This is a genomic window from Mycolicibacterium sp. CBM1 (assembly GCF_054073305.1).
Genome location: NZ_JBSXPP010000017.1, coordinates 53,245 through 78,866, shown reverse-complemented (window position 1 = coordinate 78,866; position 25,622 = coordinate 53,245). Strand labels below are relative to the sequence as shown.

Sequence of the window (25,622 nt, the reverse complement as noted above, 5' to 3'; positions counted from 1 at the left end):
GCGGTCAAGCCATAGCAGGTCGGCCGCAATGCGCGGACGACGCGTTTCGGGGGCGAAGGCAGATACGCCGAGCCCCTACGGTCGTGGAACTCCGATCGGATTCGGCATCGGAACGGCTCCGCCTTCGACAATGCTGCACGCAACTCTGGTGAGGACGTCCACAGTCCACTCGGCGTCGGGCAGCGCTCGCAGCGCCACCACGGCTAACTCGTCGGTGACGTCCTCGACCCGGTCCCGAAGCAATGCCCCGCTCTTTGTGAGAGATCCTGCGGCGGTGAGGATTCCGCGTCCGACGAGCTCATCGCGCGCCGCAATCCACTCCTCGTCGCCCCAGCCCCGGTTGGGCTGCAGAATGTCGCGATTGACCTGACCGGTCGCGATATGCGTGATCGATGCCTGCAGTCCGGACAGGCCATCTGCCGTGGCGGCGACGACGTGACCGTCGCCACGGTGTTCCCGCAGTATGGTCGTGGCCAGCCACAATCGCCCGAGCAGCGTCGGCGGGCGCGGGACCGATTGCCACGCTGCGGCGAGCGCGCGGCCGTCGAATCCGATCGCGCCGATGGCACGCTCCAGGTTGTCGATGACCCGGCGGAGATCATCGGTGGAACCCGCGGACGTATGCTCGGCCAATACGGTCTCGGCGGCCGCAAAACGCGCCTGGACAGCGTCGCCCGGCGCGATTCGGGTCCAGACCTTCGGGATCGCAGAAGCGACCATTGTCGGCGCGAAGCCGAAGAACAGCGCGGTGACCACCTGCGGCGGGGTCGTCCCCAGCGCGGCGGCGCGGCCCGCGAAATATCCGTTCCACCAGCCCGTCAGGCCCGCTTCGGCCATCGTCGCGGCGAATCGGGGGTGGAAGTAACAGACGGCGTGGAGGGGTTCGTAGGCGCGCCAGAAGCGGCGCACGGGCAGCTCATCTCGGGTCAGGACCGGCATGGACAGCATTGTCTAGACCCGCGCGGGCCGACGGATACAGCCGCCTGCGCTGCCGTGGACCAGTCCAGTTCCGCAGAATTGGACGCTGACACCCGGGATTGGATTCGGGTTGACTGGGTGCGCAGGTGAACAACGGGGGGACGCAACGGGCCCGAGGAGTTCTGGACGGATGACAGCTGTGGCAACGACACAACGTCCACTGGCCCGGGCACACATCGGGGCCAAACAACTCGTCGCGCTGCTGGGGCGGTGGGACAGCGGCACCGCCGCGTACTCGGCGCTCGCGGCACGCATCGCGTTGCTGCTCGACGACGGCAGGATAGCGACCCACACACGGTTGCCGGCCGAACGGGAACTCGCCGAGGCGCTGGGGCGCAGCCGCACCACGATCGTCGCCGCGTACCGGTCGTTACGCGAGAGCGGCCATCTGATCAGCCTGCGCGGGTCAGGCAGCGTCGCCGTTCTCCCTGGCCCGAGCACCACCGGCAAGAGCGCCGGTGAGGTCGACTTCGCCCGCGCTGTGCCGCCTCCGGTGACGGGTCTGGAGCAGATTCTGCGGCGGTTCAACGACGCGATGCCAGAGGCGTTGGCCCACCAGGGCTTCGATCTCGTCGGCGAGTATCTGCTGCGCGAGCAGATCGCTGTTCGGTACACCCAACGCGGCGCCCCCACCAGCCCCGACCAGATCATGGTCACGCTGGGCGCCCAGCACGCCATCGCGCTGCTGACCAGAACCTTGCTCAGGCAGGCCGACCGCGTCGTCGTCGAAGCACCGACCTACCCGCATGCCTACGAAGCCGTCCAGAGCGCCGGCGGCCGGCTGGCGAGCACGCCGGTGTCCCACTCCGGCTGGGACATCGATCACCTGACCAGCATGGTGGAGCGCATCCGCCCGGAACTGATCTACCTGATTCCCGACTTTCACAATCCCACCGGCGCCTCCATGTCGGCTGAAGAACGCGTGCGGGTGCTGACCGCGGCACGGCGAGCGGGGACGCTGGTGCTCGTTGACGAAACAACCGCAGAGCTCGACATCGACCGCCCCGGCTGCCCACCCCTCTTCGCATCGCTTGAGCCGCGACGGTCCTCAAGCACCGTGGTCAGCGTGGGGTCGTTGAGCAAGACGATCTGGGGAGGGATGCGCGTCGGGTGGATCCGCGCCGAACCAGCGCTCATCAACCGGCTCGCCAACAGTCGACCCGCCGGGGATCTCGGTACGCCGGTCATCGAGCAGATGATCGCCGCAGACGTTCTCGCCGACTACGACTCGCTGTTGAGGCGGCGGTCGGAGCAGCTGCGCGAGCGCCGCGACCTCCTCGTCAACGAACTGCGGACCTATCTGTCGGATTGGGAGACACCGTGTGTGCACGGCGGCCTGTCGCTGTGGGTGGGTCTGCGAGCTCCGCTGAGCTCGGCGCTGGCCTCCGCCAGCCAACGCCGCGGCGTCCGGATCACCGCAGGCCCCAAGTTCGGCGTCGACGGCGCCCATGAACGGTTCATCCGGGTGCCGTTCACCGCCGAGCCCGAGCGCCTCAAACGAGGGGTCCAGATCCTGCGCGACACCTGGCAGTCGCTGGACCCGCTCGCCTACCCAGCCGCTGAACAGGCCGTGCCGCACACGCCCTGAACGACCACTCAGAGAGGAATCGAAGATGGATCAGCCCACCGACATCGACGCCGAACTCACCCGGCACATCACCGACAGCTTCGGCCGACAAGGTCTGATGCGTCACCTCGGCGCCACCATCACCGAACTCCGCGCCGGCTTTTGCGAGATCCACGCTCCCTACCGTCCCGAACTCACCCAACAGCACGGCTACTTCCACGCCGGAGTCACCAGTGCGCTGGTGGACACCGCCGGCGGCTACGCCGGGCTGTCCACCTACACGCGAAGCGACTCGGTGCTGACCGTCGATTTCACCGTCAATCTACTGGCCCCCGCGGTCGGTGAGGTGCTGGTGGCGCAGGCAACGGTGATCAAGAGCGGCCGCACCCTGACGGTCTGCGAGCTGCAGGCCTACACCGTCAACGAAAGGGGACGCACACACGTCGCCACTGGCCGACAAACGCTCATTCGGTTGGTCGACACCTCTGACAGCGCACGATGAGTCGCGCCGAGTCACCCAATCGTGCCGACGAACTCGGCCAGCAGCCGCTGCCCCACCGGCCACGCCCCGACTCCGCTGGCGGCGTTGATGTGCCCCCGACGCCCGACGGTTCGCAAGGTGGCGCCGGTGCGTGCCGCCACGCCACGCGAGTACCGCAACGAGCCGTAGGGATCGTTCGCACTTGCCACAATCATCGCAGGCATCACCAGACGGTGCGCCACCACATCACGAAATGTGCTGGCTGCCAGCGGAAAACCTCGCTCGTGCGGATCGGGTACCGCGACCAGGAAGTAGCCGGCGACCCGTCCGACTGCCTGCGGTGTCGCCGCCCACGCGATCGCCGCCAGACAGCCCAGGCTGTGGGCGATCACCACCGGGGCGCTCGGCATGCCCTCCACAGCTCGGGTCAGCGCCTGCAACCAGTCGCCGAGCTCGGGCTCCGCGTACGACGCTGGGGCAATACGAGCTCCACCACTGGCCAACTGCCACAACGATTGCCAGTGATCGGGCCCGGAATCGCCGATCCCGGGCACGAACACCATCGGCATGTCGGGAAGGGCGATGGGCTGCGCACCCGAATCCGCGGTCATGAGGCTGTACCCGTCCAAATTTCCGAGTTGTCAGTCCGAGACGGTTCGACGACGAAGGAAGTTCATCGCCTTGAGCGACATCACGAGTTGGTCGTCCTGATTGAGCATCTCGGCGGTGGTGTGGACGAGTCCGCGGTCTGGCCTGGACTTCGACACGCGCGAGGAATCGATGGTCGCCCTGAACCTCAGCCTGTCGCCAGGACGAACTGGGCGCGGCCAACGCAACTCGTCCATGCCGGGCGACGCCATGCTGGCCACATGGGAAAGGTAATGGTCGACGAACATGCGCATACACAAAGCGGCGGTATGCCAACCACTGGCGATGAGACCCTCGAATGGACCTTCGGCCGCCAACTGTGGATCGGTGTGGAAGGTCTGCGGGTCATATTGGCGCGCAAAGGCGATGATGTCATCGGCACCGACTTCGACGTGGCCGTATTCGTATACCTTGCCTGGGATGTAGTCCTCGAAGTAGCGGTCGTCGACGGCAGTGGCGAAGTCACCCCGGCTGAGGCAACGGGTCGGGTGCTGGCTGTCCATAGGAGCAATGTAGATGCGCGACGCTTTGATAGCTGACGAACTATTCGTCGTATCACACACGCGTAATCCGGCCCGAGACTATGACCTGGCCGGGGTGGCGAAGGTGGTGGGCGAGCCCACCCGAGCGAATATGCTGCTCAGGTTGATGGACGGCCAAGCCCATGCCGCCTCGGAACTCGCTGCTGGAGCGGGTGTCTCCGCCTCGACCGCGTCCACCCACCTCGCGCACCTCCTGGGAGCGCGGCTCGTCGTGGTCCGGACCGAAGGACGCCGCCGGCTTTACGAACTCGCCTCGTCCGAAGTCGCCTCGGCCATCGAGGCATTGGGCTGCATCGCACCGCTTTTGCCGGTCGAATCGTTGCGGCAGGCACAGGCCGGGAGCAAGCTGCAGTTCGCCAGGGTCTGCTACCGCCACCTCGGTGGCGCTCTCGCCGTGCGCCTGACTCGCCGGCTGATCGACGACGGCGCAGTGGTATTGGATCCCGGCGGGCACATGGCGCAGGTCCACACGCTGGATCACCCGCTGCTCCACACGCTGTCGATCACCTCGCTGTCGACGGGGTCCGGACCCGACGTCCGATGCTGTCTGGATTGGACCGAGCGGCAGCCCCACCTGGCAGGGCGAATCGGAGCGGCGTTGCTGGCGGGGCTGCTGCGCGAGGACTGGCTACGACGACGCCGGTCCGACCGCGCCCTCACCGTGACCGCGACCGGTGCGAGTGCACTGCGGAACTACCTGGCGGGTAGAGATATTCCCGCCTAGCCTCTGGCCGCCGGCCATCCGGTGAGCGGCGGTCAGGACACGGGATGCTAGGGCAATCTGTGCTCGCGTTCGCCGCGATCGCTGCCGTCGTGGTCCTCATGCCGGGCGCCGACACCATCCTGGTTCTCGGTACGAGCCTGCGCGACGGTCCCCGCGCCGGGATGACCACCGCACTCGGAGTGGTATGCGGGCCCGTCCTGTGGGGTGCGCTTGCCGGACTCGGTGTGGCGCTCCTACTCGGTCGTCACCCAGTGGCATCGGGCACCGTCGCGGCGGCGGGTGGCCTCTATCTGTGCTATCTCGGCTGGCGTTCCTGCTCGGCCGGGTGGGTGTCCTGGCGATCGCAGGCCGGCCCACAGGGTGCGGCGACACCGATCGTGCGCGGTCGACGGGTGTCCTACGCCCACTTCACAACGGGTCTGATGACGAATGTCCTCAACCCCAAGATCGGCATCTTCTACCTCTCGGTCTTGCCAGGGCTGTTCGCCGGAGAGCAGATCACGGTGTGGCTCGGCATCCTGCTCGGTCTCATCCACGCAGCGCTCGGCGCGACCCAGCTCACCGGCGTCGCGTTGCTGGCCCGCGTGGCCGAGCACCATCTCACCGACCTTCGAACCAGGGCGAGAGTCGACTTTGTCTGTGGGCTTTGCCTTTTCGGCTTCGGCTTGTACGCCCTGACTCGAGCAGCGCCGGTAGTGGGCCTCGGCGGCGTTTAGACCGGGACAGCGCGCAAGGCTTCGGGCAGGCTCGGCAGGAAGTGCTGGGTGGCGAATGCGCGGATCTCCTCGGCGGTCTCGAGGGGTTCGCGACTCGGCAGCAGCAGCACCATCATCGCGTACCGCCAGATGCAGTCGGCCAGATCGTGGACCGCCGGCGCACCGATCCGATCGGCGAATCCGGGCGGGAAGATCACCTGCAAGGCGGCTTCGATGCGCTGAACTGCGGCCGAATAATGCTTGCGCGCCAACTCCAGCGTCAGCGCCGGTTCGTCGAGCACCATCCGGTTGAGCACCCGGTGCTGACGGCCGCGAAGGATCGCCTGGGTGAACGCCTCGACATAGTAATTCGATTGCGGCCGTGCGGCTTTCAGATCATCGGCGATGTCGGCGAACAGCTGCGCGTTTTCACGGTCCATCACCGCGGAGACCAGATCGTCCTTGTTGGCGAAGCGGCGATAGATCGTCGTTCGGCTCACGCCGGCGCGCCGTGCCACGTCGTCGAGCGCGACCCGGCGGATCCCGTGCTGGTCGAATTCGACGAGCGCGGCATCCAGGATCGCTTCGGTCGACGGGTCAGCCATGCCCTGCCCGCGCGAAACCGGCTCGGGCATAGCCGTTGTAGCGCACCTTCATCGGTAGATGATCCCACAGCCAGTTCACCGGCCCGGAGCGCCAGAAGGCGGCGAAGCGCTGATAGTTGCGCTCTTTGCGCTCACTCCACGGCAGGCCGAGCACCTCACGCGTGCGCGGCGGCATGCCGCCGGTGGTTAGGAATGCCGCGAGCGGGTTGAACACCGGCGCGACCAGCCGCCATACCCACGGGTGCACACCCTTGGGCTTGGGAAAGCCCTTCGTGACGTAACCGACCCCGTACTTCGCCGTGGGGTGCGCGACCAGCACCTCGTTGATCATCCGGTCCCAATACCGTTCGAACTCGGCGTAATCGGCGGGCATCGGTCGGTCGCTGACGCCGTACCGGCGGTACCAGGTCTTGGACTCGAGGTACATCTGCTCTTTCTCGGCGCGCGAGAGGCGCTTGACGAAGGTGTCCGCGAAGTACAGGGCCTGATCGAAGAAGGTGGCGTGCGCCCAGTAGTAGGTATCGGGATCCAGGGCGTGGTAGCGAGCTCCCTGGCCGTATTCACTGGGCATCTCGCCCTTGATGTCGTGGTGGAAGTCGCGCACCTGCAGGCCGGCATTGTCGTCCTCGCTGCCGTAGACGGTCCGAAAGATCGGCGGCAGCGAGCGCTTGATCCGCGCGGCGGTGTCGGCGAACCACACCGAATGGTCGAAGACACCCTGGCCCAGTTGCGCCAGCATGTTCTGCAGCACCGCGGGCCGGGGCCCGATCAAAAACATGCGGTTGTCACCGAAGTAGCGCCAGACCAGTGATTGCGGGCCCAGCGGTAGCGCGTCGGTGCCGGATCGGGACTCGGCAAGTTCGGTCATGTGCAACAGTGTTACAGATTCCGAACTTTGTTCCAACGAGTCGTGACGGACGCCACCCGCGCCGAGATCGACGAAATGGCGGCGTCGACTCGCACTTCTTCGGCCAAACCGACGTTTGGGCGAAATCAGCGGAAGCGCTTCAGCCGCAGGCTGTTGGTCACCACCAGCACCGAGGAGAACGCCATCGCGGCGCCGGCGATCATCGGGTTCAGCAGGCCGAGCGCCGCCAGCGGGATGGCCGCGACGTTGTAGCCGAACGCCCAGAACAGGTTCTGCTTGATAATCCGCAGCGTGCGCCCCGACAGCCGCAACGCGGTCGGGACCGTCCGCAGGTCACCGCGGATGAGGGTGATGTCGCCGGCTTCGATCGCGGCGTCGGTACCCGTGCCCATCGCCAGGCCCACATCGGCGGTGGCCAGCGCCACCGAATCGTTCACGCCGTCACCGACCATGGCGACCTTGTGGCCGCCGGCCTGCAAACGCTTGATCACATCGGCCTTCTCCGAGGGCAGCACGCCCGCGATCACGCTGGTCGGCGCAATGCCGACCTCGGCGGCCACCCGGTTGGCCACCGCGGCGTTGTCACCGGTCAGCAGGATCGGGGTGATGCCCATGGACTTGAGCGCGGAGATCGCCTCGGCGCTGGTCGGCTTCACGGAATCGACCAACCGGATCACACCCTGCTGCCGATCACCCCAGCTGACCACCACGCTGGTCCGCCCGTCGTCGTCCGACGCCCGGGCCACGCGTACCGGCACGCCGTCGACGACCCCGCGCACACCGGTACCCGGCTCGTTGACGAAGTCGCGGACCGCCGGAACGGCCAGCCCGCGCTCGCGGGCGGCGGCCACGATCGCGGCCGCGACCGGATGCTCGGAAGCCGACTCGACGGCGGCGGCCCGGGCCAGCGTGGTGTCCGGATCGACGCCTTCGACGTCGGCGACGCTCATGGCGCCCGTCGTCACCGTGCCGGTCTTGTCCAGGACGACGGTGTCGATACCGGTCGCCGTCTCCAGCACGGCCGGCTCCTTGATCAAGACGCCGAGCTGGGCGCCGCGGCCGGTCCCGACCAGGATCGCCGTCGGCGTCGCCAGCCCCAGCGCACAGGGGCAGGCGATGATCAGCACCGCCACCGCGGCAGTGAAGGCGGCCGCCACCGAATGCCCGGACAGCAGCCAAGCGGCCAGCGTCACCGCGGCGATACCGAGCACGATGGGCACGAACACTGCCGACACCCGGTCGGCTAGGCGCTGGATCGAGGCCTTGCCGCTCTGCGCGTCGACCACCATCCGGGCCATCCGCGCCAGCTGGGTGTCCGCGCCCACGCGGCTGGCGCGCACCAGGATCCGGCCGTAGGTGTTGACCGCCCCACCGAGGACATTGTCACCGGACCGGACGTCGGCAGGGACCGATTCACCGGTCATCGCCGAGGTGTCCAGCGCCGAGGCCCCATCGACGACGATGCCGTCGGTGGGCACCCGCTCCCCCGGACGCACCACGATCACGTCGCCAACGCGCAAGTCGGCCACCGGGATCCGCGTTTCGGCGCCCTCGGTATCGTCACGCAGCACGACGGCGTCCTTGGCGCCCAGCGACAACAGTGCGCGTAGCGCCGCACCCGCCGATCGTTTGGCCTTGGCCTCGGCGTAGCGCCCAGCCAGCAGGAACACCGTCACCGCGGCCGCGACCTCGAAATAGACGTGGCCCGCGCCAGTCAGCACCGCGAACAGCGACCAGAGATAGGCGGCCAGCGTGCCGATCGACACCAGGGTGTCCATCGTGGAGGAACCGTGCCGGGCACTGTTGACCGCGGCGCGGTGGAACGGGTAACCGCCCCACAACACGATCGGCGTCGACAGCGCCAGCGCCAGCCACTGCCAGCCGGGAAACTGCCACATCATCACCATCGACAGCGCTACCACCGGTACCGCCAGCACTGCCGAGCCGATCAGCCGCGGGCGAAGCTGCTCGGTCGGGACGTCATGGTCCATGTGCTCGGAGCCGCCGGAGTGGTCGATCACCGATGCGTGATAGCCGCTGGCCGCCACCGCGTGAATCAGATCATCGTCGGAGACGTGCGGACCGTGTTCGACATGCGCACGCTCGACGGCGAAGTTCACTGTGGCGTGCACGCCGTCCAGGCCGTTGAGGCCGCGCTCGATCTTCGCCGCACAGGATGCGCAGCTCATGCCACTCAACTGGAGGTCGGTCGTGGTCATAGTGCCGACTATACCCCTAGGGGGTATGCCGTCAAGGGGCTGCCGGCGAGCACACCGGCCGTAGGGCCGATTACCCACGGTCAACGGAAAGCACCCGCCGAAAGCGTCGCCGTGCGGTGCGTCGATTCCGACGTCCACCTCAGTGACCGGCGTGGAAAGCTGCGAATTTCCCAAGCGCACCCGACTACACGGGTGCCGGTGCTGGAAGGTCAGCCGCGGGTCTTGTGAGCCGCGCGCCGAGTCCTGATCAGGCCGGCCACGCCCAGCACCACCAATACCCCGGCCGCGGTCACCAGCGCCCACGCCAGCGCCATCATCGGCGGGTCGTAGGCCACCGAGGTCGTCGACGGCTGGCCGTCGGTGACCGGCGCGACGTAGACCAGGCTGCGGGCGGCCAGCCCGCTCGCAATGCCGCCGGCCAGTGCAAGAGCCGCCGCTACCAGCTGAACGACGTGCCTCACGATGCGCTCGCCGCCCGGTCCTCAAGCAGGCTGGTCAGGGCGGCGCGCAGTCCGCGGTGGTTGCGCGCCCAGGCCTGCGCCGTGCGCCCACCGGTGAGCTTGACACCGATTCCGGTGCGCCCGCGGGGCACACCGGACAGCTCCCCCAACGCGCGCGACGTCTGCCACTTCTCCAAAGGCTCACGTGATTTCACCGAATGCTCCGGTTCGGGGAAGACCGTGACGATGTCGCTCAGCGGAGTGACCTCCGTGCCCTGGCGCAGGCTCTCGCGGGTGAGTTCGACGCTGGTGTGGATGCGCGCGGCCTTGACCTGCAGGCCCAGGAATCCGGACACCAGGACCAGGAAGATCAACGGTACGACGGGCTGGAACCCCACCCCGCCCTTGAATTGGATGAGCAGCATCGCGACACCCGCGCCTGGGCCGGCCAACAACCAGTACCAACTGGCACCGTTCTCGACGAACAACGTCTCGGGCTGCTGGGGCAGATGCGGCAGATCGTCAGACATCGAGCCCCGTGGCGTCGGCATCGAACCACCCCGCCGCGGCGGGCCGGCTCAGGAACAGCGCACCGACGACGAGCGGCAGTACGGACAACAGCACCAGGATGTGCACCACTCCGAAGGCACTGAGCAGCGACACCAGGACAACCAGCAACAGCGACAGGGCCAGGGTCGCGCGGCGAAACCGGGCGTCGACTCCTCGCCGGACGCGCCCGGCCAGGAAGCCGATCATCACCCCGGCGAGGGCACACACGATGCCGGCGCCGCGGAAGATGGCCGGGATGCTCGCTGTAGCGGCGATCAGCCCGCCCGCCACCAGCATCACCCCGGCGACGAGCAACGACCAGAACGCGACGGTGACGGCGCGGGGCCTGGGCTGGGTTGCGGTCATGGTCGGGCCAGCCTATCGGGTCACTTGGTAAAGAATCCGTGCGCGTCCTGGCGGTGCAGCACGAAGATTCCGCCGACGATCAGCACCGAACCGACGATTCCGGTGATCGCGAAGACCACCGCCTGCACGGGATCGCGCCCAGTACTGAACAGGCTCGCCGCGGTGTAGATGACGGTGGCCACCCCACCGCCGGTCAGGAGGGTTCGGGTCCAGCGATAGCCAGATCGCATCAGGAACAGGAACGTCAGCACCAACGCGCTCATCATGAACGCCACCAGCACCGAGAACCCGATGACGAACGGCGAGGCGTGCTTGCCCGCGGTGAAGAACGCGTCGACCAGGTACCCGATCACCATCAGCGGCAGGGCGATCAGCCAGAGCCAGAATCCGGTGTCGACGTCCTCCGGGCGGGTGGGGGCTCCAGTCGGCGGCTGCTGGGTCACGCCAGCCAGCCCGCGACGTCGGCGGCCCAATAGGTCAGCACGATGTCGGCACCGGCGCGGCGGATGCTGGTCAGCGATTCCATCGCGGCGGCCGGGCCGTCGATCCATCCGTTGCTCGCGGCGGCACTGATCATCGCGTACTCGCCCGACACCTGATAGGCGGCCACCGGCACCGGCGAGATGTCGGCGGCTTCGCGCACCACGTCGAGGTAGGCCATCGCCGGTTTGACCATGATGATGTCGGCCCCCTCGTCCAGGTCGAGTCGGACCTCGCGCAACGCCTCCCGGGCGTTGCCGCTGTCCTGTTGATAGGTCCGCCGGTCACCCTGCAGGCTCGAGGCCACCGCCTCCCGAAAGGGGCCATAGAACGCCGACGCGAACTTTGCCGCGTACGCCAGGATCAGCACATCGGTGAAGCCGGCAGCGTCCAAGCCATCGCGGATGGCAGCCACTTGACCGTCCATCATCCCGCTCGGGGCGACCACGCGTGCTCCCGATTCAGCCTGTGCCACAGCCAGTTTCACGTACTGCCCATTGGTCGCATCGTTATCTACCCGGCCGCGGGCGTCGAGCACACCGCAGTGGCCGTGGTCGGTGAATTCGTCGAGGCAGGTGTCGGCCATCAGTACCGTCTCGTCGCCGAGGTCCTTGGCCAGCTCACGGAGGCCCACGTTGAGAATCCCGTCAGGATCGACCCCACACGAGCCGAGCGGGTCCTTGTCGGTGTCGCGCGGCACACCGAACAACATCAGACCACCGACGCCGGCTTCGACTGCGTCGGCCGCCGCGCGGCGCAACGAGTCGCGGGTGTGCTGGTAGACCCCGGGCATGGACGCTATCGGCCGGGGTTCGTCGATACCGTCGGCGACGAACATCGGCAACACCAGATGCCTTGGCTCCAAAGATGTTTCGGCCACCAACCGACGCAACGCCGAGGTGGAGCGCAACCGGCGCGGACGCTGTCTGGGAAAGCCGGACAAGGTCATGGCTTCTCTCCGCTTCTAGCGGCGCCGGCTCTTCTTGCGCGGCGGCGGCAACGCACCCTCGGCCCGCAACCGGGCGGCGTGCTCGGCCAGCGCGTCCACCAGCGGACCGACAGCGGCCGTCTCGGGCTGAACGTCGACGCGCAATCCGAACTCGGCGGCCGTCTCGGCCGTCTTCGGGCCGATGCACGCCACGATCGTGCGGGCATGCGGCTTGCCCGCGATACCGACGAGGTTGCGCACCGTCGAGCTGGAGGTGAAGCAGACTGCGTCGAACCCGCCGGTCTTGATCATCTCGCGGGTGTCCGCCGGCGGCGGCGCGGCACGCACGGTCCGGTAGGCGGTGACGTCCTCGATCTCCCAGCCGCGGTCGCGCAGCCCCTCGGCCAGCGTCTCGGTGGCGATGTCGGCGCGCGGCAGCAGTACTCGGTTCACCGGGTCGAAAATGCTGTCGTATTCCGGGAATTCGTCGAGCAGACCAAGCGAGGACTGCTCACCGGAGGGCACCAGCTCGGGGCTGACCCCGAAGGCGCGAACCCGGTCGGCGGTCGACTCGCCCACACAGGCGATCTTCACACCCGAGAACGCACGGGCGTCGAGACCGAACTCCCCGAACTTCTCCCATACCGCACGCACCGCGTTGGTGGAGGTGAACACCACCCACTGGTAGCGCCCGTCCACCAAACCCTTGACAGCCCTTTCCATTTGGGCCGGGCTGCGCGGCGGCTCGACGGCGATGGTCGGGACCTCGATGGGTAGTGCGCCGTGACCGACCAGCCGATCGCTCATCTCGCCGGCCTGGTCCTTGGTGCGTGGCACCAGCACGGTCCAGCCGTACAGGGCGCGGCTCTCCCACCAGTTCAGCTTGGCGCGGTGCGCCACGGTCTTGCCGATGGTGACGACCAGGGTGCCGGTCAACGGACCGGCCGGGTCGTTGTTGCAGGCCAGAGTGGCCCGGTCGGTCAGGCCGTGCAGGGTGGTCTCCACCGACCGCTGCGCGCAGGTGGTGCCGTTGGAGGTGACCACGCACGGGGTGTTCTCGGCCAGCCCGTACTCGATCAGGGTGCGGGCGGCGTCGGGCAGGTGCGACACACTCGCGGTCAGGATCAGCGGGCCGGGCGCTGCGGCCAGTGCCGCCCAGTCGACCTCGCCGCGCACATCGGCGACAGTGTGCGCCGAGCCGAGCGGCAGGCCGGCGTAGGTGGGTACCGCGCTGGTCGCGGGCAGGCCGGGAACGATCTCGAACTCGGCATGGGCCCGCGAGACCGCGTTGACCTCGGTGATGACCGAGTCCACCGACAGCGGGTCACCGGCAACCAGGCGCACGACGTCGAAACCGGCCTTGGCCTCGGCGATCAGGATCTTGGCGACTTCGGCGGGGTCGCCAAGCGCGGGACGGATGTCGGGGCCCACGGAGACGACCGGCGGGGCGGTCTCGTCGTGCCCCTCGGCGGGCGCGCTCTTGGGCGCCGGCGCCGGGCCGACAGCGGGCGGCAGGTCGGTACCGACGACTGCCAGTACCTGCTGCGGTACGTCCGGATCGGTGAACACCAGCGCCGCATTGGCCAGAACGGTGCGAGCCCGCGTCGTCAGCAGGTTGGGGTCACCGGGACCCGAGCCGACGAACGTGATGTGTCCCGGCTTCGCCTTACGTCCCCGACCGCTCACATGCCCAGTCATCGCTTCACTCCCGCTCTACCGCGTCGTCATCGCGGAGCTCTTACCGACATGACCTCGCGCGCACCGAGCTCGAACAACTCCGCGGCCACCGAGCGCCCCAGCTCTGCGGACCGGTCGGGAGTGCCGATACCGGACGCACGGATCACATCGGATCCGTCTGCCGCCGCCACGCATGCGCGCAGTGACAGCTCGTCGAAGACGTTGCCGTCCTCATCGATGGACTCGACCACCTCGGCGATCGCGCCCACCGGTGCGGAACAACCCGCCTCCAGTTCGGCCAGCAGGACTCGCTCAGCGGTGACCGCGGCGCGGGTGTCGGGATCGTCGAACTGTCCCAACAGCGCCACGAGCTCGGTGTCGCCGGTGCGGCACTCGACCGCGAGCGCACCTTGAGCCGGCGCTGGCAACATCTGCACCGGCTCCAGCGTCTCGGTGACATCGCCGAGTCGTCCGATGCGAGCCAAGCCCGCCCGGGCAACCACGATGGCGTCGAGATCACCACTACTTACCCTGTTCAACCTGGTATCTAGGTTGCCTCGTAGGGGGCGGATTTCCAAACCGAGACCCAGTGCCTTAAGCTGTGCCGCCCGCCGCACGGAGGATGTGCCGATCACCGAGCCCGCCGGCAACTCCCCCAGCACCATGCCGTCGCGGGCCACCAGGGCGTCGCGCGCGTCCTCGCGGCGCGGGATGGCGGCGATGACGAAACGCTCGTCGTCGGCAGTCGGCAAATCCTTGTACGAGTGCACGGCCATGTCCACGCGGCCGTCGGCGATGGCTTCGCGAAGGGCGGCAGTGAACACGCCCACCCCGATTTCGACGACCGGCTTGTGCGACCGGTCGCCCTCGGTGCTGATGACGACCAGCTCAGCCCGATGGCCGCGTTCGATGATGGCGTCTCTGATGGTGCCGGCCTGCGTGGTCGCCAGCAGGCTGCCTCGGGTGCCGATCCGGATCACCGCGTCGTTACTGCCGGCCAACCGTGCTACCCGGCGCCGTCGGCTCGGCCCTGATCGAATTCCGGTGCCGGCAAGAGCAATTCACCTGCGGCAACGGCGTCGACGGCCTGCGGATCGAGTTCAAAAAGTTCGCGCAACGCCTCGGCGTAGCTGTCGCCGCCCGGGGCGCTGGCCAGCTGCTTGACCCGCACAGTCGGTGCGTGCAGCAGCTTGTCGACCACCCGGCGAACCGTGCGGGCGACCTCGTCGCGCTGGGCGTCGTCAAGGCCCGGCAACCGGTTGTCCAGCCGCAGCAGCTCAGCCTCGACGACATCGGCGGCGCGTTGGCGCAGGGCGGTGACGGTCGGTGTGACCTCGGCCATCCGCTGCCCGGCCAGATAGCTGGCAACTTCAGCGGCGACGATCTGACGGGCCGCCTCAGCGTCGGTGGCCGCCGCCCGCGCCGACGGCTCGCGCTGGACGCGGTCCATGTCGATCACCGTCACACCGGGCAGGCCGGCAACGGCGGGGTCGATGTCGCGCGGCATGCCCAGATCACACAGGACCAACGGGCGGCTGTTCTCGTCGCGGTGCGCCGAAACCAGGGCATGGTGCACGTCGGCCAGCGAGACCACCGGCCGCACCGCCCCGGTGCAGCTGACCACCACGTCGGCGGCGGCCAACGCGGTCGGCATCCCCTCGAGGGCCATTGCGTCAGCACCGACACCCTGCTGGCGGATGTTCTCGGCCAGCCGCTGCGCGCGTGGCAGTGACCGGTTGACGACGTAGATGTGCTCGACCCCGGCGCGAACCAGGTGCGCGACCGACAGTCCGCCCATCGAGCCCGCACCGACCACTGCGGCGGTGCGCCCGGCCAACTGGTCCAAGCGCGATCCCGCGATGTCCAGTGCGACAGAGACCACACTGGAACCGGCCGCATCGATCGCGGTCTCGCTGTGCACGCGCTTGCCGACCGACAGGGCACGCTGAGCCAGATCGTGCAGGATCCGGCCGACGGTCTTGTTGGCCTCCGCGCTGGCGTAGGCGCGGCGAACCTGACCGAGCACCTGCTGCTCGCCGATGACCGCGCTGTCCAGCCCGCTGGTGACGGCGAACAGGTGCTCGACGGCGGCCTCGCTATAGCGGACGTAGGCGTATTTGGTCAGATCACCCATCGGCATGCCGGAGTGTTCGGCCAGTACCTGCCCGATCGCCGACAACCCACCGTGGAAGGCTTCGACCACCGCGTAGACCTCGACTCGGTTGCAGGTCGAGAGCACCATGGCCTCGCTGACCAGCGGCGATTGCAGCATCTGGTCGATGATCTTGAGCTGGTCGGCCTCGTCGGTGGACAGCTGCTCGAGAACCGATACCGGAGCGCTTCGGTGCGACACCCCAAACAGCAGGACGCTCACGGCACGATCACCTGGCCCGCTCCCTCGCTGTACCGGAATGCTCCGTTAGTGAAACTTACTTCCACGGTAATCGCTGCGCAGGCGGCTCACCAAATTCCGGCGCAGTTCACCGCGGATTCAGTCCCGCTGGTGGCGGGCGGCCACATCCGCGCGCAGCCGCGGCACGTCGACGTCCCAATAACTGTGCTCCCGGCCGTCGAGCAGAACCACCGGCAAGCGGTCGCCGAACTCCGCGCGCACGGCGGTGTCGCCGGCCGCCGCCACGGCGTCGACGTCGGTAATCGACAGGTCGAATCCGAGTTCGCCGGCCAGCTCGGCCAACTGGTCGTAGACCTGCTGACAGAGACTGCACCCGGCCCGGGTCATCAGCTCGACGTGTGCGCGACTCACCTGAGGAAGTGTCGCAGTTAGGGTGAACCCATGGGTTCCGGGGACCACGACCAGGAGCTCGCGGGTGACGCCAGCGCCGAGCGCGCCGTCGACGAGTTGGTCGCTGAGCAGGCCAGCGCCGTCGCCCGCGATGCCAGCATCGCCGCGCACCGCGACGTGCCCGCCGAACCGGCGCTCGATCCGGTACCTCCGCCCGCGGATCTGACCGCTGCGGCGTTCTTCGACGTGGACAACACCCTGGTGCAGGGCTCGTCACTGGTGCACTTCGGCCGCGGTCTGGCCGCCCGCAAGTACTTCACCTACGCCGACATGTGGAAGTTCGTCTACGCCCAGGCCAAGTTCCAGCTGACCGGCCGGGAGAACAGCGACGACGTGGCCGAGGGTCGGCGCAAGGCGCTGGCGTTCATCGAGGGCCGCTCCACCGCCGAACTGGTCGGCCTCGGCGAGGAGATCTACGACGACATCCTCGCCGACAAGATCTGGCCCGGTACCCGTGCGCTGGCGCAGATGCATTTGGATGCCGGCCAGCAGGTGTGGCTGGTCACCGCCACGCCCTACGAACTGGCCTCGACGATCGCCAACCGGCTGGGGCTGACCGGCGCGCTGGGCACGGTCGCGGAGTCCGAGAACGGGGTGTTCACCGGACGACTGGTCGGCGACATCCTGCACGGGGTCGGCAAGGCACACGCCGTGCGCCAGCTCGCCGTGCGGGAGGGACTCAACCTCCGGCGCTGCACGGCGTACTCCGACAGCTACAACGACGTGCCGATGCTGTCACTGGTCGGCACCGCGGTGGCGATCAACCCGGACGCCGATCTGCGGGAGTTGGCACGCGAACGGGGCTGGGAGATCCGCGATTTCCGCACCGCGCGCAAGGCCGCCCGGATCGGGGTTCCGTCGGCCCTGGCGCTCGGGGCCGTCGGCGGGGCGCTGGCGGCGGCCGTGTCACGACGCCACGAGCACTAGCAGGGGCGCTGATAGGCTCCCCCGGTGTCCATCGCCAGCGACATCATCGGGACCCACTACCGTTATCCGGACTACTACCTGGTGGGCCGGGAGAAGATCCGGGAGTACGCCAAAGCGATCCAGTCCGACGATCCGCTGCACTACGACGAGGACGCGGCCAAGGCCGCCGGCTACGCCAACGTGGTGGCGCCGCTGACGTTCATCGCCATCGCCGGCCGCCAGGTGCAGCTCGACATCTTCCGCAACTTCGACGTCGGCATCAACATCGCCCGCGTGATCCACCGCGACCAGAAAATCCGGTTCCACCGGCCGATCGTCGCGGGTGACAAATTGTTCTTCGATTCGTGGCTGGATTCGGTGGTCGAATCACACGGCACCGTGATCAGCGAATTGCGCAGCGAAGTCACCGATGAAGACGGCAACCCGGTGATGACGACAATCGTGACGATGATCGGCGAGGCCGGCGGCGCCGAGGAGACCAACGCTCAGGTCGCCGCGATCGCCGCCGCGGCACTGGGTAAGCAAACCACCCGCTGAGGCTGTCCTCAGCCCAGGAAGGTGTTGCGGCGTCTCGTCAGCAACTGATAGAGCGTGGCCTGGATGGTCTCGCGCACCTGGTCGGTGAGCTCGAAGGTGACCATCGGATCGTCGGCCGCGGAATCGTCGTAGTCGGCGGTCTCGATCGGCGTGCCGAATGCGATGTGCCACTTGGACGGAAGCGGCACCAGACCGGCCGGACCGGCCAGCGGGAACAGCGGCGTGATCGGAAAGTACGGCAGCCCGAACACCCGAGCCAGCAGCTTGACGTCGGCGATCATCGGATAGATCTCCTCGGAGCCGACGATCGAGCACGGAATGATCGGCGCCCCGGTGCGCAGTGCGGCCGAAACGAAGCCGCCACGACCGAACCGCTGCAGCTTGTAGCGGTCCCGGAAGTGCTTGCCCAGGCCCTTGTATCCCTCGGGGAAGACCGCCGTCAGTTCCCCGCCGGCCAACAATCGGTGGGCGTCGACGGTGCAGGCCATGGTGTGGCCGGCCTTGCGTGCGATGGGTCCCAGCATCGGCATGTCGAAGACCATGTCGGCGGCCAGCAACCGTAGGTCCCGGTTCGCCGGATGATGATCGTGAACCGCCACAGACAACATGAGTCCGTCCAGCGGCAGGGTTCCGGCGTGGTTGGCGACCACCAGCCCGGCACCGCTTTCGGGCAGGTTCTCGATTCCGCTGACCTCGACCCGGAACCAGTTCTGGAAAAAGAAGCGCAGCAAAGGAAGTACGAGGGTGTCGTTGAATTGTGGATCGAAGCCGAATTCGTCGACGGTGTAATCGCCGCTGAGCCGCTTACGGAGGAAATCAGCGACCGCCGAAATGCGTTGTGCGAGTTCGTTGGGGCCGTCGTCGGTGTGGGCACCGCCCGCCGCGCCGCGACGCTCGTCGATTTCGCGCACGACGGCGGCGATGTCGGCAGCAGAGGCCCCAGTGCCCGGATCGACCAGCAGTGAGGGGTGCCGACGGGCCGCCTCCGAACGCTGCGCGGCGCGCCGAGCCGCCGCCGCACGGCTCGAATTCGAGTGCAGCGGAATCACTTTCGCCTTCGATTCACCCGCCACTTCGGCTACCTTCTCCCCAACATCTGCTCGTCAACCGCCCCATCGCTGTGCAACGGCGACTGCGCGACTCTCCACAGAGCGTACCCATTTCGGGTCGATGATCGGCGTCAAAGCCCGGCCGCGCACGTAGTCGTCGAACGCCTCTATCGTCGTCCATTTCGGCGCAAAGCCCAACTCGGTGCGCATCCTGGTGGTGTCCATGACGCGGCCGTAGCTCAGCCAATCCATCTGTGCACGGTTGAGTTCGGAATTGCGGGTGGCTTTTCGCAACGATTCCAGTAGCGCAACCCCGATGCCGGGTACTGGAAGCGCAAGTCGCCCGGATCGTCGGATCGCCTGCGACATCATGATGATTCCGTCGGCACCGATGTTGAACGTGCCCGGCTTACCCGCCATCGTCGCCCGCTCCAGAGCCCCCAGCGCGTCCTGCTCGTGCAGCAGTTGCAGGCGGGCGTCGTGTCCCAGCACCGTGGGCACCAGCGGTCCGGCCAGGTAGCGCGACAGCGCGGTGTCCATGCCGGGGCCGATCATGTTGGCCAGCCGCAAGATGGTGACGGCGATGTCGGGCCTGCGCCGGCCCAGCCCGCGGGCATAGCCCTCGATGTCGATGCTGTCGCGGGCGAAGCCTTCCGGCGGCGGCCGCCGGCTGCTGCCGTCCTCGGTGTAGGCGACCGGATCGTGCGGATGGGAGCCGTAGACCTCGGAGGTCGACTTGAGGATGACCCGCCGTACCGACGGCGCCTTCTGACAGGCGGCGAACAACTGCATCGCACCCATGACGTTGATTTCCTTCAACGTCGCGCGCCCACCCGACCGGGGAGCATAGGAGGCAGCAGCGGCGTGCACGACGGTATCGACGTCACCGTTGCGGATCACCTTGGCGATGAACGGGTTCCGGATATCGGCACGGACGAACTCGGCGCGCCCCATCCGGCGCAGCAGGTCCTTGCTCGGCGCGATGGCGTCGACCGCGATGACCTTGTTGATCAGCGGGTTCTGGACCAGACGTGCGGTGAGGTAGCCGCCAAGGAAGCGACAGGCACCGGTGACCAACACGACCTTGGGGTAGTGCGGGGCTGCCGAATCAGAGCCGAAATCGCTACCGCCGGGATCCATCTGCACAGCCTATCGGCCGGGCCGGGCCGGGGCCCGGCTCAGCCGAGGCCGGCGACTACTTACCGAGTTTTCTGCGCTGAACCCGGGTACGACGCAGCAGCTTGCGGTGCTTCTTCTTCGACATGCGCTTACGCCGCTTCTTGATGACTGAACCCATGAATTCCGCTACCTAAGTCCTCGCAGTGCCCACACCAGAGCAGGCTTCCCTTGTGTCTGGGACACCTTACCTAAGCCGACAGGCGGAACGGAAAACGGCCGGTCGAAGGCCGGCACGTGAACCCGCCGTGAGTCGCCGGCGCCGACCGAGTTACCCCGCGTCGAAGTAGGAGGTCTCCAGCAGATCATGGACGGCCTTGGCGTGCACCCGGAACGAACGCCCCACCCGCACGGCGGGCAGCTCTCCGTTGTGCACCAAGCGATAAACCGTCATCTTGCTGACTCGCATCAGCGCGGCCACTTCGGCAACCGTGAGAAATTGAGCTCTGGCGGCCGGTGCAGCGTCGGCGCCACCGGCATCGCGCGCCGATTTCCCAGCCGAATCCCGCGCCGATGGCCCGTTCATAGACGTCATCGCAACCCAATCCGTCAGGCACGGGCAGTTCCAGCGGCTTCCCCACCGCTGGCACCCAGCCGTGCATACACGAGGAGAATAGCGTGGCGGGTGGGGTTACTGCGACGGGTGTGGGTCAATCCGTCGGAATTTTCTAAACTACTCTGATGTAATTCCTAGCTGCTCAGAGCGTGTTTTTGCGGCGTCGACGGCAGCAGCGATGGCGGCCCGCACCCCACCACGCTCGAGTTCCCGCAGGCCAGCGGCGGTGGTCCCACCCGGCGAGGTGACCATGGCTCGCAGTCGTCCCGGGGAGGTGTCCAGCCCGCTGTCGACACCCGCCGCGCGCTCGCTGTCGAGGCGTTCGAGCAGCATTGCCGCCGAGCCTGCCATGGTCTGCACCGCCAGATCGGTCGCCACCGCTCGGGACAGCCCGTTGGCGACGGCCGCATCGACGAGCGCCTCGACGAACAGGAAGAAGTACGCCGGCCCCGAACCGGACAGCGCGGTGACGGTGTCCAGCTGGCTCTCCGGGACCGTCAGCACGTCGCCCACACACCGGAACAGCCCTGAGGCGTCAGCGAGCTGCTCAGGGGTCGCGAAACGGCCAGCGGCGAGCGCGCTGACACCGGCACCGACGAGTGCCGGGGCGTTGGGCATGACCCGGATCACCGGCGACCCGGCGGGTAGCCGCGATTCGTAGAACCCGATGGTCACCCCGGCGACGACGGTGATGAAGACTTGCTCGACGGTGTCGCTCTCGGCCTGGGCGGCGGCGTCGGCGATCTCGCCGACCACGCTTTCCGCGTCGGCCGGTTTCACCGCCACCACCACGAAATCGGCGGTCTCGACCGCCTCGGGGATCGTCGCCAGCCGCACCGAGTACTTCTCGGCCAGGTAGCGTCCCCGCTCCGGCATACGTTCGGAGACCACCAGGTCCTTGACTTGCCGGCCGGCGCGCAGCAACCCCGCGAGGATCGCCTCGCCCATGCTGCCGCCGCCAATGATCGCGATTCTGGGCATGGGCACAAACCCTATCGGGGTTCCCCCGCGCTCGGCCTACTCGGTTGGGACCAACGCCAGCTGGCGGGTCTGCACGACGACACGTCCGGCGCTGTCGACGACGGTGTGGTCCTCGTCGAACCAGTCCTGCCCGATCTGGGTGGTGGTGCACAGCACCCGCAGCCACCCGTCCGCGGGCAGGCCCCGCAGGTAGGCGGTCATCTGCACGGTCGGCGCCCAGCCCTGGCGGCCCACGGCGTAGCAGACCGGCAGGGAGATGTCGCCACACATCAGCGCGAACAGAACGTCCACAGGTTCGGCTTTGGGGCGTACCCAGATGGTGAACATCGGGGCAGCGGTGTCGGCGTCCGTGCGGGTGAGGTCGGGGCGAATGTCACAGCCGTGCGCCAGGTGATTGATCTCTGCCGCAGGGTGACCCGGGCCGATCGGCTCGACGTGCGGTGGTGGCTGCACCGCCATCAACGACGTCACCGGGTTGGCCGACAGCAGGGGTTGTACATCGTGTTCGGGCCGCCCGAGGGTGACCGCGGCACGCACGCAGGTCCGCTGCCCCTGTTCCAGGCTTACGTCGACCAGGCCGATGCGGCGGCCCTGCTTGCGGACGGTGGTGACCAGCTGCACCGCGCCGGGGTCAGGGGCGGACAGGAAATCCGCCGAGACCGCGATCGGCTCGAAGCCAGCGGTGCTATCCCCCGAGTCGCTTCGCTCCCGCCCGCCGGGGCCGCCGTACGCCTCGCGGGCGGCCTTGGCACACAGCGCCAGCATCACCCCGCCGTGGATCTTCGGCCCGATGGTCCAGTGCTCGTCGAGGTTCGCCTCGAAACCGTGGTCAATGGGGTCCAGACGCATTGCGTCGGCGAAGCGGGGAGTCATCGGGGCCTCTCTGACGTCAGATGCCGGTCAGCGCAGCAGGTGGGTGCGCGCGAACTGTAGGGATTCGGCCAGCAGCGCCTCGCGCTCGGCCTTGGTGCGGGCACCGGACGTGGTGACCTCGAGGATCACATGCCCGGTGAAGTCACTGGCCGCCAGCATCTGGCACACCTCGGCAGTCGGCTGGGTGCCGTGCCCGGGGACCAGGTGCTCGTCGGTGGATGCCCCGCTGCCGTCGCACAGGTGCAGGTGCACCAGGCCGGCGCCCATCCTGCGGGCCATATCCAGGGCGTCGGTGCCCGCGGTCGCGGTGTGCGACAAGTCCAGCGTGTAGTGGGCGTGGTTGCCGTCCAGCGGGTCGTAGGACGGCGCGAAGGCGGAGATACCGACGCCGGGAAGGCCCCCGCGTTTGCGCATCCGCTCGATCGACGGCTGACCGGAGCCGAAGAACCGGTCGGCGCGGAACGGGAACATGTTCTCCACAGCGACGTGGACGTCGCTGCGGCTCTCCAGCTCGGCGACCTGGTCGCTGAACCCGTCGGCGTAGCGGCGCTGCCACCGGAACGGCGGGTGCACCACCACGGTCTGCGCTCCGAGCCGCTCGGCTGCCTGCACGCTGCGGGTCAGCTTGGGGATCGGGTTGGCGCCCCACACCCGCTGGGAGATGAGCAGACACGGCGCGTGCACCGACAGCACCGGCATGTTGTAGCGACGCGACAGCTTGGCGATCGCACCGATGTCCTGGCTGACGGCCTCGGCCCAGACCATCAGCTCGACGCCGTCGTATCCCAATTCGGCCGCGTATTCGAAGGCGGCCTCGGTCCTCAGCGGATAGACCGAGGCCGTCGACAGACCGACCTTGATGGCTGGGCGCACTGACGAATCAGGTCGATTGCAGCAGTGCCAGCGGCCCGAGTGTGACCAGCGCGCCGACGGCAACCGCGATCAGCGTGCTGGCGATGTCCTCGGTCTTGCGCACGATCCGGACGGCCACCACGAGACCCAGAATGACTAGCACCGACAGCACCAGCGCCACGATGTTGTTCCACCGCCATAGCTGGTCGAAGGCGACGAACAGCCCTGCGCCGAACGCCACGGCGAGGAACGACTGGCCCACGACGATCAGCGCACGCCACAGGGCGGTGAGCTTGCTCTCGCCGGCACGCTCGTCGGCCTCGCCCGCGGCCTCGGTTCGGGTCGCCACCGCCACCGCACCGGCGGCCTGCTCGTCTTCGTCGACGACACCGCGGCGGGCGCGGTCGTCGGCGACGGTCTGCCCGCCGAACAGGACGCCGCCGGAGGATCTCAGGTAAGACTGCAGCTCGGCGACCTCCTGCACCTGTTCTTCGGGTGCGAGGTCCAGTACGGGAGCCGCTTCGTCGAGCGGGTCGAACGCCATCTGCTCGGCATCGGAGCCCGCCGCGGCTTTGGCGGTTCGCGGCTCGGGCCGGCGCCGCGGGCGGGGGTCGTAGCTGCGTTCGGGGCCCGGCTCACGGCGTGGTAGCGGGCTGTCGGCCCGCTGTGGAGGTGCCTCGAAGGGACGTTCCGACGCCTCGGCTTCGGGGATCTCGGGGGTCTCGGGATTCTCCACGGCCTCGACAGCTGCCGCGATGTCCTCGGCTTCGGCCTCGTCGTCAGGCTCCGGGCCGGTCTCGAGGTCGGTCGCGAGGTCGGCCGGAGACTCGTCGGCGTCGCGGGCTACGGGAATCTCACCAGTGCGCACGATCGGCATCTCGCCGGTGCGGTAGATCGGGATCTCACCGGTCAGCTCGGCGACGGTCACCGCGTCGCTGTTGCCGCGACGACGACGACGACGACCGCCTACCGGGGGTGAGCCGATGGTGCCGTTCTTCGCGAGCAGCTCGGCCACAGATATCGGCCGGCTGTTCTCGCTGTCATCTGGTGCAGTCATCGTGTGCCTCTCGATCGGGCGACAGTCGACCCAAATTTCTGGCTTCCAGCATCCCCCACGGCCGTCTCGACCAAGGCGGTTCCGTCAGCTTCACTGTCGAGTCGGCGCAGGATGATGCCCTCGCGCAGGGCCCACGGACAGATGTCGACGTAGTCCAATGACAGTGCTCGCATGCTCGCCTCCGCCACCAGAGCTCCGGCCACGATCTGTGGCGCCCGCTCGGCACTGACTCCTTCCAACTCGGCACGATCAGCCGTGGTCATCCTAGAGATGAAAGATATGAGTTGCCTCAGACCGTTGAGGGTGAGCGTCCTCTTCACCCGCGGTCCGGCGCCCGACGGGGCCGCCCCGGTCAGCCGCGCCAGCGACCGGAACGTCTTCGACGTGGCGACGGCGAGGTCCGGCAGCCCGGCATCGAGGACGAATGCACTGGCTTCGGCCAGCTCGTTGTCGAGCCAGTCCCGCAGCATGGCTACCCGGCGCCGACCAGGCGGGTCGTCGGGCAGCCACTCGCGGGTGAGCCGGCCGGCCCCCAGCGGAAGCGACAACGCCACCTCAGGGGCCTCGTCGACTCCGTTGGACAGCTCCAAGGAGCCGCCGCCGATATCGAGGTTGATGATGCGGCCGGCGCTCCAGCCGTACCAGCGCCGCACCGCCAGGAACGTCAGCCGCGACTCGTTGGCGCCGGAGAGCACCTGAAGGTTGACGCCGGTCTCGGCGAGCACCCGGGCCAGGACGTCCTCGGAGTTCTTGGCGTCGCGGACCGCGGAGGTGGCGAACGCCATCAGGTCGGCACAGCCCGAGCTCGCGGCGATCTTGGCGAACTCGTCGACGGTGTCGATCAACGTGTCGGCGCCACGGCGGGTGAGCTTGCCGGAGTCGTCGATCGCCTCGGCGAGCCGCAGCGCGGCCTTGGTCGAACTCATCGGAGTCGGGTGCCCGCCGCGGTGGGCATCGACCACCAGCAGATGAACCGTGTTGCTGCCCACGTCGAGCACGCCTAGTCGCACGTGAACAAAACTAGCCTGCGCAGCCACGCGGGTT

Annotated in this window: 30 protein-coding genes; 6 read left to right on the top strand and 24 right to left on the bottom strand. The window is 68.0% G+C overall.

All coding sequences use genetic code 11. The features are described from left to right. Positions 1–75: 75 nt before the first annotated feature. The gene (locus tag ACXDF8_RS20935; RefSeq protein WP_457225196.1) at positions 76–939 is read right to left on the bottom strand and encodes an SCO6745 family protein; all 864 of its coding nucleotides are present in this window, start codon (positions 937–939) and stop codon (positions 76–78) included. A gap of 169 nt (positions 940–1,108) precedes the next feature. On the opposite strand from ACXDF8_RS20935, the gene yczR reads away from it, so the two are divergent. Continuing rightward, positions 1,109–2,566, top strand: a complete 1,458-nt coding sequence (gene yczR / locus ACXDF8_RS20930; protein ID WP_457225195.1) for a MocR-like transcription factor YczR — start codon at positions 1,109–1,111, stop codon at positions 2,564–2,566. Positions 2,567–2,591: 25 nt separating this feature from the next. Then, positions 2,592–3,047: a PaaI family thioesterase gene (locus ACXDF8_RS20925; RefSeq protein WP_457225194.1), complete on the top strand. Its 456-nt coding sequence runs from the start codon at positions 2,592–2,594 to the stop codon at positions 3,045–3,047. Positions 3,048–3,058: 11 nt separating this feature from the next. Here the strand turns inward: ACXDF8_RS20925 and ACXDF8_RS20920 are convergent, their stop codons facing one another. Both ACXDF8_RS20920 and ACXDF8_RS20915 read right to left on the bottom strand, forming a co-directional pair. Beyond that, positions 3,059–3,637: an RBBP9/YdeN family alpha/beta hydrolase gene (locus tag ACXDF8_RS20920; protein WP_457225193.1), complete on the bottom strand. Its 579-nt coding sequence runs from the start codon at positions 3,635–3,637 to the stop codon at positions 3,059–3,061. Positions 3,638–3,667: 30 nt separating this feature from the next. Next, positions 3,668–4,177, bottom strand: a complete 510-nt coding sequence (locus ACXDF8_RS20915) for a MaoC family dehydratase (RefSeq protein ID WP_457225192.1) — start codon at positions 4,175–4,177, stop codon at positions 3,668–3,670. A 13-nt stretch (positions 4,178–4,190) separates the two neighbouring features. Here ACXDF8_RS20915 and ACXDF8_RS20910 point away from each other — a divergent pair, with 13 nt between their 5' ends. Next, complete coding sequence (locus ACXDF8_RS20910; RefSeq protein WP_457225191.1) at positions 4,191–4,940, top strand: ArsR/SmtB family transcription factor; 750 nt, start codon at positions 4,191–4,193, stop codon at positions 4,938–4,940. Between the two features lie 44 nt (positions 4,941–4,984). Continuing rightward, complete coding sequence (locus tag ACXDF8_RS20905) at positions 4,985–5,656, top strand: LysE family translocator (protein ID WP_457225190.1); 672 nt, start codon at positions 4,985–4,987, stop codon at positions 5,654–5,656. On the opposite strand, the gene ACXDF8_RS20900 is transcribed toward ACXDF8_RS20905, so the two are convergent. The 12 genes from ACXDF8_RS20900 to ACXDF8_RS20845 form a co-directional block, all read right to left on the bottom strand. Further along, entirely contained in the window at positions 5,653–6,270 is a 618-nt protein-coding gene (locus tag ACXDF8_RS20900; RefSeq protein ID WP_457225189.1) for a TetR/AcrR family transcriptional regulator, read from the bottom strand. The two genes, ACXDF8_RS20905 and ACXDF8_RS20900, sit on opposite strands and share 4 nt — an antisense overlap. Next, on the bottom strand, positions 6,233–7,108 hold the full coding sequence (locus tag ACXDF8_RS20895; protein ID WP_457225188.1) for an oxygenase MpaB family protein: 876 nt from the start codon (positions 7,106–7,108) through the stop codon (positions 6,233–6,235). Before ACXDF8_RS20895 ends, ACXDF8_RS20900 begins: the two co-directional genes overlap by 38 nt. A 125-nt stretch (positions 7,109–7,233) precedes the next feature. Beyond that, positions 7,234–9,327 carry a heavy metal translocating P-type ATPase gene (locus ACXDF8_RS20890; protein ID WP_457225187.1) on the bottom strand — a complete coding sequence of 698 codons (2,094 nt, stop codon included), beginning with the start codon at positions 9,325–9,327 and terminating at the stop codon, positions 7,234–7,236. 209 nt (positions 9,328–9,536) lie between these two features. Continuing rightward, positions 9,537–9,788, bottom strand: coding sequence for a hypothetical protein (locus tag ACXDF8_RS20885; RefSeq protein ID WP_457225186.1), 252 nt, complete (start codon positions 9,786–9,788; stop codon positions 9,537–9,539). Further along, a complete protein-coding gene (locus tag ACXDF8_RS20880) occupies positions 9,785–10,297 on the bottom strand; it encodes a transport-regulating membrane protein Mce1N (RefSeq protein WP_457225185.1) in 513 nt (170 codons plus the stop codon). The genes ACXDF8_RS20885 and ACXDF8_RS20880 overlap by 4 nt, the downstream gene beginning before the upstream one ends. Further along, positions 10,290–10,682, bottom strand: coding sequence for a hypothetical protein (locus ACXDF8_RS20875; protein ID WP_457225184.1), 393 nt, complete (start codon positions 10,680–10,682; stop codon positions 10,290–10,292). The genes ACXDF8_RS20880 and ACXDF8_RS20875 overlap by 8 nt, the downstream gene beginning before the upstream one ends. 20 nt (positions 10,683–10,702) lie before the next feature. Then, positions 10,703–11,125 (bottom strand): hypothetical protein, encoded by a 423-nt coding sequence (locus ACXDF8_RS20870; RefSeq protein ID WP_457225183.1) that lies wholly within the window; start codon positions 11,123–11,125, stop codon positions 10,703–10,705. Continuing rightward, entirely contained in the window at positions 11,122–12,111 is a 990-nt protein-coding gene (hemB, locus tag ACXDF8_RS20865; RefSeq protein WP_457225182.1) for a porphobilinogen synthase, read from the bottom strand. Before hemB ends, ACXDF8_RS20870 begins: the two co-directional genes overlap by 4 nt. Before the next feature lie 15 nt (positions 12,112–12,126). Next, a complete protein-coding gene (locus ACXDF8_RS20860) occupies positions 12,127–13,776 on the bottom strand; it encodes a bifunctional uroporphyrinogen-III C-methyltransferase/uroporphyrinogen-III synthase (protein WP_457225263.1) in 1,650 nt (549 codons plus the stop codon). A 38-nt stretch (positions 13,777–13,814) separates the two neighbouring features. Next, on the bottom strand, positions 13,815–14,747 hold the full coding sequence (gene hemC, locus ACXDF8_RS20855; protein ID WP_457225262.1) for a hydroxymethylbilane synthase: 933 nt from the start codon (positions 14,745–14,747) through the stop codon (positions 13,815–13,817). A 26-nt stretch (positions 14,748–14,773) separates the two neighbouring features. Next, positions 14,774–16,141, bottom strand: coding sequence for a glutamyl-tRNA reductase (locus tag ACXDF8_RS20850; protein ID WP_457225181.1), 1,368 nt, complete (start codon positions 16,139–16,141; stop codon positions 14,774–14,776). 117 nt (positions 16,142–16,258) lie between these two features. Beyond that, positions 16,259–16,507, bottom strand: coding sequence for a glutaredoxin family protein (locus tag ACXDF8_RS20845; RefSeq protein WP_457225261.1), 249 nt, complete (start codon positions 16,505–16,507; stop codon positions 16,259–16,261). 54 nt (positions 16,508–16,561) lie between these two features. On the opposite strand from ACXDF8_RS20845, the gene ACXDF8_RS20840 reads away from it, so the two are divergent. Then, a complete protein-coding gene (locus ACXDF8_RS20840; RefSeq protein ID WP_457225180.1) occupies positions 16,562–17,497 on the top strand; it encodes an HAD family hydrolase in 936 nt (311 codons plus the stop codon). Positions 17,498–17,521: 24 nt separating this feature from the next. Continuing rightward, positions 17,522–18,034: an FAS1-like dehydratase domain-containing protein gene (locus tag ACXDF8_RS20835; protein WP_457225179.1), complete on the top strand. Its 513-nt coding sequence runs from the start codon at positions 17,522–17,524 to the stop codon at positions 18,032–18,034. An 8-nt stretch (positions 18,035–18,042) separates the two neighbouring features. Here ACXDF8_RS20835 and ACXDF8_RS20830 read toward each other — a convergent pair whose 3' ends face one another. The 9 genes from ACXDF8_RS20830 to ACXDF8_RS20790 form a co-directional block, all read right to left on the bottom strand. Then, complete coding sequence (locus tag ACXDF8_RS20830; protein ID WP_457225178.1) at positions 18,043–19,107, bottom strand: lysophospholipid acyltransferase family protein; 1,065 nt, start codon at positions 19,105–19,107, stop codon at positions 18,043–18,045. A gap of 30 nt (positions 19,108–19,137) precedes the next feature. Then, on the bottom strand, positions 19,138–20,223 hold the full coding sequence (locus ACXDF8_RS20825; RefSeq protein WP_457225177.1) for an SDR family oxidoreductase: 1,086 nt from the start codon (positions 20,221–20,223) through the stop codon (positions 19,138–19,140). 55 nt (positions 20,224–20,278) lie between these two features. Beyond that, complete coding sequence (locus ACXDF8_RS20820; protein WP_003402602.1) at positions 20,279–20,380, bottom strand: 30S ribosomal protein bS22; 102 nt, start codon at positions 20,378–20,380, stop codon at positions 20,279–20,281. A 150-nt stretch (positions 20,381–20,530) separates the two neighbouring features. Then, positions 20,531–20,794 (bottom strand): helix-turn-helix domain-containing protein, encoded by a 264-nt coding sequence (locus ACXDF8_RS20815; protein ID WP_078017820.1) that lies wholly within the window; start codon positions 20,792–20,794, stop codon positions 20,531–20,533. 138 nt (positions 20,795–20,932) lie between these two features. Continuing rightward, a complete protein-coding gene (proC, locus tag ACXDF8_RS20810; RefSeq protein ID WP_457225176.1) occupies positions 20,933–21,796 on the bottom strand; it encodes a pyrroline-5-carboxylate reductase in 864 nt (287 codons plus the stop codon). Positions 21,797–21,832: 36 nt separating this feature from the next. Next, a complete protein-coding gene (locus tag ACXDF8_RS20805; RefSeq protein WP_457225175.1) occupies positions 21,833–22,669 on the bottom strand; it encodes a thioesterase family protein in 837 nt (278 codons plus the stop codon). A gap of 27 nt (positions 22,670–22,696) precedes the next feature. After that, entirely contained in the window at positions 22,697–23,542 is an 846-nt protein-coding gene (locus tag ACXDF8_RS20800) for a sugar phosphate isomerase/epimerase family protein (protein WP_457225174.1), read from the bottom strand. A gap of 7 nt (positions 23,543–23,549) precedes the next feature. Then, a complete protein-coding gene (locus ACXDF8_RS20795; protein WP_457225173.1) occupies positions 23,550–24,578 on the bottom strand; it encodes an Rv0497 family membrane protein in 1,029 nt (342 codons plus the stop codon). Beyond that, positions 24,575–25,588, bottom strand: coding sequence for a Ppx/GppA family phosphatase (locus tag ACXDF8_RS20790; RefSeq protein WP_457225172.1), 1,014 nt, complete (start codon positions 25,586–25,588; stop codon positions 24,575–24,577). The genes ACXDF8_RS20795 and ACXDF8_RS20790 overlap by 4 nt, the downstream gene beginning before the upstream one ends. Positions 25,589–25,622 lie beyond the last annotated feature (34 nt).